Below are 7,920 nucleotides of genomic sequence, written 5' to 3'. Positions count from 1 at the left end.
CACGAGGCCCGGCTTGTGCTTCGCGGGATCGATTTCCCACAGCTCCTTGATGCCGATCCCGTACGCCTGCGGATCGGCGTTCGCGTCGAGCTTGAACTTCGAGATCAGCTGACGGCCGAGATGACCGCGGCAGCCTTCGGCGAACAGCGTGTACTTCGCGTGCAGTTCCATGCCGAGCTGGAAGTTCTCGGTCGGCTCGCCGTCCTTGCCCACGCCCATGTTGCCGGTGGCGACGCCTTTGACCGAGCCGTCGTCGTTGTAGAGAATCTCCGCCGCGGGGAAGCCCGGGAAGATTTCCACACCAAGCGCTTCGGCCTGTGCCCCAAGCCAGCGCGTGACGTTACCGAGTGAGATCACGTAGTTACCGTGATTCTGGAAGTTGGCGGGGAGCGCCCAGTTCGGCGTCGTGACCGCACTGCTCTCGGACAGGAACAGGAAGCGGTCTTCCGTCACCTCGACGTCGAGCGGCGCGCCGCGTTCCTTCCAGTCGGGAAACAGTTCGGTGATCGCACGCGGGTCCATCACCGCGCCCGACAGGATGTGCGCGCCGATTTCCGAACCCTTCTCGAGCACGCACACGCCGATCTCGGTGCCTTTCTCGGCAGCCAGCTGCTTGAGCCGGATCGCAGCCGACAGCCCGGCGGGGCCGCCGCCGACGATCACGACGTCGTATTCCATCGATTCGCGCGGGCCGTATTGCGCGAGCAAGTCCTGTGTGGTCAAAATCGTGTCTCCTCCTGCGCCCCGACCGTTACGGTCAGAACTGGTCTTCCGTCAACGCGAGCACGCTCTCGTTGCCCTTGGCGCCGACGATCGACGCTTCGAGGCCACCTGCCTGGACGAGCACGTGTTCCGCATAGCATTGTGCAATCGCGATCTTCGCATCGAAGAACGCGGTGTCGCTCGCGCGGTTCGCGTGCGCCGCCAGCAGCGCGCGCGCCATCTGCCATCCGCACAGCACGACGCCCGCGAGCTTCAGGTACGGCACGCTGCCCGCGAACACCGCGTTCGGGTCCTGCTTCGCGTTCGCCAGCACGTAATCCACCACCGACGACAGCGACCGCGCGCCCTTCTCGAGCTGCGCCTTCATCGACGCAGCCGCTGCGCCGTCGAGCTTGCCGAGCGCCGCGACAGTCTCGCCGATTTCGGCGATCAGTGCCTTCGCAACCGCGCCGCCGTCGCGCAGCGTCTTGCGGCCGACGAGATCGTTCGCCTGGATCGCGGTCGTGCCTTCGTAGATCGCCAGGATCCGCGCGTCGCGATAGTACTGCGCGGCACCGGTTTCCTCGATGAAGCCCATGCCGCCGTGCACCTGCACGCCGAGGCTCGCCACGTCGTTCACCATCTCGGTGCTCCAGCCCTTCACGACCGGCACCAGATATTCGTAGATTGCCTGATGACGTGCGCGCGTCGCCTCGTCCGAATGGCGGTGGGCAATGTCGCTGTGCGCGGCAGCGACGTACGCGAGCGCACGCGCGCCTTCGGTCAGCGCGCGCATCGTGCCGAGCATACGGCGCACATCCGGGTGATGGATGATGGTCACCGACTGCTTCGCCGACCCGTCGACCGGGCGGCTCTGCACGCGCTCCTTCGCGAATTCCGCGGCCTTCTGGTATGCGCGGTCGGCCACGCCGATCCCCTGCATCCCGACACCGAAGCGCGCCGCGTTCATCATGATGAACATGTATTCGAGGCCGCGATTCTCCTCGCCGATCAGATAGCCGATCGCGCCGCCGTGGTCTCCGTATTGCAGCACCGCGGTCGGGCTCGCCTTGATCCCGAGCTTGTGCTCGATCGACACGCAGTGCACGTCGTTGCGTGCGCCGAGCGAGCCGTCTTCGTTGACGAGGAACTTCGGCACGATGAACAGCGAAATGCCCTTCACGCCTTCCGGCGCGTTCGGCGTGCGTGCCAGCACCAGGTGGACGATGTTGTCCGCCATGTCGTGCTCGCCCCACGTGATGAAGATCTTGGTGCCGAACACCTTGTACGTGCCGTCGCCCTGCGGCTCGGCGCGCGAGCGCACCAGCGCGAGGTCCGAACCGGCTTGCGGCTCGGTCAGGTTCATCGTGCCGGTCCATTCGCCCGAGATCAGCTTCGGCACGTAGCGCTGCTTCTGCTCGTCGGTGCCGGCCGTCAGCAGCGCCTCGATCGCGCCATCGGTGAGCAGCGGACACAGCGCGAATGACAGGTTCGACGCATTCAGCATTTCGATGCACGGCGTCGCGATCAGCTTCGGCAGCCCCTGGCCGTCGTATTCGGACGGATGTTGCAGACCTTGCCACCCGCCTTCGACGAACTGGCGGAACGCCGCGCCGAAGCCGGGCGTCGCGGTCACGACGCCGTCCTTCCAGCTGCTCGGGTTGCGGTCGCCGTCGACGTTCAGCGGCGCCAGCACCTCGCCGCAGAATTTCGCGGATTCGTCGAGCACGGCCTGCGCGGTGTCGTAGCCGGCTTCCTCGAAGCCCGGCAGTTGCGCAACGGTGTCGATGCCCGCGAGTTCCTTCAGCACGAACAGCATGTCCTTGACAGGGGCGTTATAGCTCATGGTCGATGTTCCAAATCAGGCGGTGAATGAGGCGCGCGACCCGGGCGGCTGCGGCAAGACCGGCCGGCACCAGGCGACGTCGTGAGCCATCGTAATGCCGCGTCGACGGTTTCCCATTGTCATATCCGGCCCACATGGTGACAAAATCGGCCACGCGATGCAGTGGACGGAGGCGGGAACGGTCGTCCGGACGCGGGTTTGGGGGGCGGCGGTTTTGGCGAAAAAGCGCGCAACCGGCGTGCCGGTGGGGGGGGGGGGTGGGGGGGGGGGGGGGGGGGGGGGCGGCGGCGGTTCGGCGGTTCGGCGGTTCGGCGGTTCGGCGGTTCGGCGGTTCGGCGGTTCGGCGGTTCGGCTGGTCGGCTGGTCGGCTGGTCGGCTGGTCAGCCGGTCAGCGGCTCTGCGGGTCGGTCGGCGGCTCCGCTTTCCCACGGGCCGGACGGCAACCGCGGCGAACTCATGGCGGCCGAGGCCAAATCGGCCACCATTTTTCTAGTCCGGCCCCACGCGTTCCTGCGTAGACTTTCGTGTCATCGCCCCACCTGACCCGGGAGCAGCGAGCAAGATGAGTGAACGCCCGAAGCCCATCGCGGATTTCGTCCGGATCGCCGGCGAACTGTTCGAGTCGGACAAGCTTCCCGCCCCCGCGCGTGCATTCGCACCGAAAGTATTCGCGCGGTTGCAGCAGCCGTCGGACAACGGCATGCGCAACGCCATTCGATATCCGGCGTGCGAATGGCTCGATCGCGCGCTCGAGTCGGTCGCGCGCATCGATCCGACCTTTGCCACCGTCGCGCAACTGATCAAATCGCTCGAGCCGGTGGTCGGCTGGACGCGCCGCACGTCCGGAAAGGACGGCAGTCCGAACTACATCGACGGGCACGTGAACGGCATGATCTGCGGCCCCGGCGGCGCGGAAAGCCGCGACGACGTCCAGCTCGGCTTCTCGCTGCTGATGCCCGACGTCAGGTATCCGGACCACGGCCACGCGCCGGAGGAAGCGTACGTGCTGATGACCGCCGGCGAATTCCGGCAGCAGGACGGCGCGTGGTTCGATCCCGGCATCGGCGGAGGCATCCACAACCCGCCGGGCGCGCTGCATGCGATGCGCTCCGGCAGCATGCCGTTCCTCGCGATATGGTGTCTGCTGAATTGATCAGACGATCGGTGCGATGAGCGATCAACGATCGGTGATCGACAATCAACCTACCGGTCGGTCTGAATTGAAGCCGAGCACTGTTGAACGCGAGCGTGCCGCCGTGCGTGAAAACGATTCGATGCTCCACCATCGAAACGACACTCCGCCCGCGTCGTCAACCTCCGTTCGATCGACGCGTTTTCGCCCGCACGTGGATAAAACACAACACTGCAACGGAAGACGCCGCAGATATATTTGCCTCCTCGATCGCCCCGTCGTTATCGGGCATACTCTATTCACGCCCGACGAACGGTCGTACTATTTCTGACGCAAACCTGCGCGCGCGCCACTAAACACGCACATGATTCTGGTACCTTGACGCACCGGCCCGAGCGCTTCGCGATGGCCATCACCCATCTTTCACACTATGACACTACAGATTGGGATTCCTCTGGAGACAGCCACCGGCGAACGGCGCGTAGCGACCGTTCCCGAGGTGGTCGAGAAACTGATCAAGCTGGGGTTTTCGGTCGCCGTCGAAAGCGGCGCCGGGGCCGGCGCGAACTTTGACGACGACGCGTACCGCGCCGCCGGTGCGAGCATCGCCGCCACGGCCGCCGAGCTCTGGTCCGGCAGCGACATCGTGTTCAAGGTGCGTCCGCCGAGCGCCGAAGAAGTCGCGTTGTTGCGCGAAGGCGGCACGCTGATCGGCTTCGTGTGGCCCGCCCAGAATCCCGAACTGATGCAGCAGCTCGCCGCGAAGCGCGCCACGGTGCTGGCGATCGATTCGCTGCCGCGCACGCTGTCGCGCGCGCAGAAGATGGATGCGCTCACGTCGATGGCCGGCATCAGCGGCTATCGTGCGGTGATCGAGGCCGCGCATGCGTTCGGCCGCTTCCTGAACGGGCAGGTCACCGCGGCCGGCAAGATTCCGCCGGCGAAGGTGTTCATCGCGGGCGCCGGTGTGGCCGGTCTGGCCGCGATCGGCACGGCCGCCAGCCTCGGCGCGATCGTGCGCGCGAACGACACGCGAGCGGAAGTCGCCGATCAGGTGAAGTCGCTGGGCGGCGAGTTCGTCAAGGTCGACTACGAGGAAGAAGGCTCGGGCGGCGGCGGTTACGCGAAGGTGATGAGCGAAGGCTTCCAGCAGGCGCAGCGCGCGATGTATGCGCAGCAGGCCAAGGACGCCGACATCATCATCACCACCGCGCTGATCCCCGGCAAGCCCGCGCCGAAGCTGATCACGGCCGAGATGGTGCGGACGATGAAGCCCGGCAGCGTGATCGTCGACATGGCCGCGGAACAGGGCGGCAACTGCGAGCTCACGGTGCCCGGCGAAGCGGTCGTGCGCCACGGCGTGACGATCGTCGGCTATACCGATCTCGCGTCGCGCCTGTCGCGGCAGTCGTCCACGTTGTACGCAACCAACCTGCTGCGCGTGGTCGAGGAGCTGTGCAAGAACAAGGACGGCACGATCAACGTCGACTTCGACGACGACGCGATCCGCGGCCTCACCGTGATCAAGGAAGGCAACGTCACGTGGCCGCCGCCGCCGATCAAGCAGGCGGTCGTCGCGCCCAAGCCCGCGGCGGCCGCTCCCGCTGCAGCCGCGCCCGCGAAGTCGAAAGGCCACGGACATGCCGGCGAGCCGATGTCGGCGAAGGCGCTCGCGATCGTGTTCGCGATCGGCGCGCTGGCGTTCCTGTTGGTCGGCCAGTTCGCGCCGGCCAGCTTCCTGTCGCACTTCACGGTGTTCGTACTTGCGTGCTTCGTCGGCTACATGGTGATCTGGAACGTCACGCCGTCGCTGCACACGCCGCTGATGAGCGTGACCAACGCGATCTCGTCGATCATCGCGATCGGCGCGCTCGTGCAGGTCGCGCCGCCGCTGGGCGAGCTGGCCAATGCCGGCGATCGTCCGTCGGGGCTGATCCTGGGCCTCGCGGTCGGTGCGCTCACGCTCACGGCCGTCAACATGTTCGGCGGCTTCGCGGTCACGCGACGCATGCTGGCGATGTTCCGCAAATAAGGGGACGACAATAATGACTTCCAACCTGACTACCGTCTCCTATATCGGCGCCGCGATCCTGTTCATCCTGAGCCTCGGCGGCCTCGCGAACCCTGAAACCGCACGCCGCGGCAACCTGCTCGGCATGATCGGCATGCTGATCGCCGTGGTGGCCACGGTGCTCGGTCCGCGCGTGTCGGCCGCGGGCATTCCGTACGTAATCGCCGCGCTGGTCGTCGGCGGCGCGGTCGGCCTGTACGCCGCGAAGAAAGTGCAGATGACGCAGATGCCGGAACTGGTCGCGCTGATGCACAGCCTGGTCGGTCTCGCCGCGTGCCTGGTCGGCTTCGCGAGCTACATCGACACGTCGCTGCAGTTGACCGGCGCGGAGAAGGCCATTCACGAGGTCGAGATTTACGTCGGCATCCTGATCGGTGCGGTGACCTTCGCGGGCTCGGTCATCGCGTTCGGCAAGCTGTCGGGCAAGATCGGCGGCAAGCCGCTGCTGCTGCCGGCACGGCACTGGCTGAACCTCGCCGCGCTGCTGATCGTGATCTACTTCGGCCGTGCGTTCCTGCATGCGGAAACCATCCATGACGGCATGCTGCCGCTCGTCGTGATGACCGTGATCTCGCTGCTGTTCGGCGTGCACATGGTGATGGCGATCGGCGGGGCCGACATGCCCGTGGTCGTGTCGATGCTCAACAGCTACTCGGGGTGGGCGGCGGCCGCGACCGGTTTCATGCTCGGCAACGACCTGCTGATCGTGATCGGCGCGCTGGTCGGCTCGTCCGGTGCGATCCTGTCGTACATCATGTGCCGCGCGATGAACCGCAACTTCATCAGCGTGATCGCCGGTGGTTTCGGCAGCGGTGCCGGTGCGCCGGCGGCAGCCGGCGGCGGTGCTGCGCAACCGGCCGGCGAAGCGGTCGCGGTGAGCGCGGCGGAAACGGCCGAGCTGCTGCGCGAAGCGAAGCGCGTGATCATCGTCCCCGGCTATGGGATGGCCGTTGCGCAAGCCCAGCACACGGTGTTCGAACTGACGAAGCTGCTGCGCGACAAGGGCGTCGACGTGCGTTTCGCGATTCACCCGGTCGCGGGCCGCATGCCCGGCCACATGAACGTGCTGCTGGCCGAGGCGAAGGTGCCGTACGACATCGTGATGGAGATGGACGAGATCAACAGTGACTTCCCCGAGGCCGACGTGTCGATGGTGATCGGCGCGAACGACATCGTGAACCCCGCCGCGCAGGATGACCCGTCGAGCCCGATCGCCGGCATGCCGGTGCTGGAAGTGTGGAAGGCGAAGACGTCGATCGTGATGAAGCGCAGCATGGCCTCCGGCTATGCGGGCGTCGACAATCCGCTGTTCTACAAGGACAACAACCGCATGTTGTTCGGCGACGCGAAGTCGATGCTGAATGAAATCTTCGGTGCACTGAAAGCCTGAGTGCAGCCACGCGCGCGGGGCGGCCAACCGGCCGCTCCCGCGCCGCGTGGCGTCCGATCCGCCGTCACGGGCGCCGGGGCCGGACGCATCTTCCTCACCCGGCAACCTTCCCCTTCCCGGGTAATCTCCCCTTCCACACCCCGCCTCGCCCCGGTTCGACGCCGGACACCTGGCACACATTGCATACCGATTGGCGTGCATTGCGAGTCACCGGCCGGCCAAAAAGCGGCATCATGTTCAACATCTTCCGCAACGGAACCCGTGATGTTGACGTCCTCCTCTCCCTAAAGGGAGAGGATTCCCACACCTGGCGATGCACGTCCGCATCGGAGAATGTTCAACGCAGCGTTGGTATCTCGATCATGCTCGACACCACAGTCACTGCAGGCCCACTCTCTTATTCGCAGTCCCGCGATACCTTTCGGTCGCGTCGTGCTGTCTTTCGATCCGCACGACGAACAGGACTGGGTCGAACCGCTTTCGTCCACTTCCTCGAACGTGGCTCCGTGCGCGATCGCCTTGTAACGGAGCTTGTTTCGGAAGGACGACCAGGATGCGTCGTAGACGCTCCTCGCCATCCTGGTTCTGGCGAGCTTCGCGGCCGACACGTTGCCGACCGCGATGTAATCGAAACGCCGCACCAGATCGAGCGCGAGCTTATGCTGGAAATCGGCACGCGCATTCGCGACCTTGGCGTACAGCTTCGCGATATGTCGCTTGTGCTTTCGCGCTCGCTGCGCTTTCGCGAGTTTCTCGGCCGCGCATCGACCGAACCGATC

General features: G+C 65.8%; 6 protein-coding genes. 3 read left to right on the top strand and 3 right to left on the bottom strand.

Annotated elements, in window-relative coordinates; genetic code table 11:
* On the bottom strand, window positions 1-723 hold a 723-nt coding region (locus C7H84_RS34255), incomplete at its 3' end, for an NAD(P)/FAD-dependent oxidoreductase (RefSeq protein ID WP_162999484.1).
* Window positions 724-757: 34 nt separating this feature from the next.
* Window positions 758-2,548 carry an acyl-CoA dehydrogenase gene (locus tag C7H84_RS34250; RefSeq protein WP_121862947.1) on the bottom strand — a complete coding sequence of 597 codons (1,791 nt, stop codon included), beginning with the start codon at window positions 2,546-2,548 and terminating at the stop codon, window positions 758-760.
* Between the two features lie 562 nt (window positions 2,549-3,110).
* On the opposite strand from C7H84_RS34250, the gene C7H84_RS34240 reads away from it, so the two are divergent.
* From C7H84_RS34240 to pntB, 3 genes are all read left to right on the top strand, one after another.
* Window positions 3,111-3,701 carry a dimethylsulfonioproprionate lyase family protein gene (locus C7H84_RS34240; RefSeq protein ID WP_121862945.1) on the top strand — a complete coding sequence of 197 codons (591 nt, stop codon included), beginning with the start codon at window positions 3,111-3,113 and terminating at the stop codon, window positions 3,699-3,701.
* 409 nt (window positions 3,702-4,110) lie between these two features.
* A complete protein-coding gene (locus tag C7H84_RS34235; RefSeq protein WP_121862944.1) occupies window positions 4,111-5,712 on the top strand; it encodes a Re/Si-specific NAD(P)(+) transhydrogenase subunit alpha in 1,602 nt (533 codons plus the stop codon).
* 13 nt (window positions 5,713-5,725) lie between these two features.
* Window positions 5,726-7,141 carry a Re/Si-specific NAD(P)(+) transhydrogenase subunit beta gene (gene pntB, locus C7H84_RS34230; RefSeq protein WP_121862943.1) on the top strand — a complete coding sequence of 472 codons (1,416 nt, stop codon included), beginning with the start codon at window positions 5,726-5,728 and terminating at the stop codon, window positions 7,139-7,141.
* Between the two features lie 284 nt (window positions 7,142-7,425).
* On the opposite strand, the gene C7H84_RS34225 is transcribed toward pntB, so the two are convergent.
* Window positions 7,426-7,920: RNA-guided endonuclease TnpB family protein (locus tag C7H84_RS34225; RefSeq protein WP_162999483.1), on the bottom strand; the 495-nt coding region annotated here is incomplete at its 5' end.

The organism is Burkholderia sp. Nafp2/4-1b (genome assembly GCF_003635165.1).
Taxonomy (GTDB): domain Bacteria; phylum Pseudomonadota; class Gammaproteobacteria; order Burkholderiales; family Burkholderiaceae; genus Burkholderia.
The sequence above is the reverse complement of the archived record's forward strand: the minus strand, read 5'-3'. Positions and strand labels throughout refer to the sequence as shown.

Coding starts and splice junctions, on each gene's coding strand:
- C7H84_RS34240 (WP_121862945.1), top strand. CDS start 3,111: ATGAGTGAACGCCCGAAGCCCATCGCGGATTTCGTCCGGATCGCCGGC.
- pntB (WP_121862943.1), top strand. CDS start 5,726: ATGACTTCCAACCTGACTACCGTCTCCTATATCGGCGCCGCGATCCTG.
- C7H84_RS34235 (WP_121862944.1), top strand. CDS start 4,111: ATGACACTACAGATTGGGATTCCTCTGGAGACAGCCACCGGCGAACGG.
- C7H84_RS34250 (WP_121862947.1), bottom strand. CDS start 2,548: ATGAGCTATAACGCCCCTGTCAAGGACATGCTGTTCGTGCTGAAGGAA.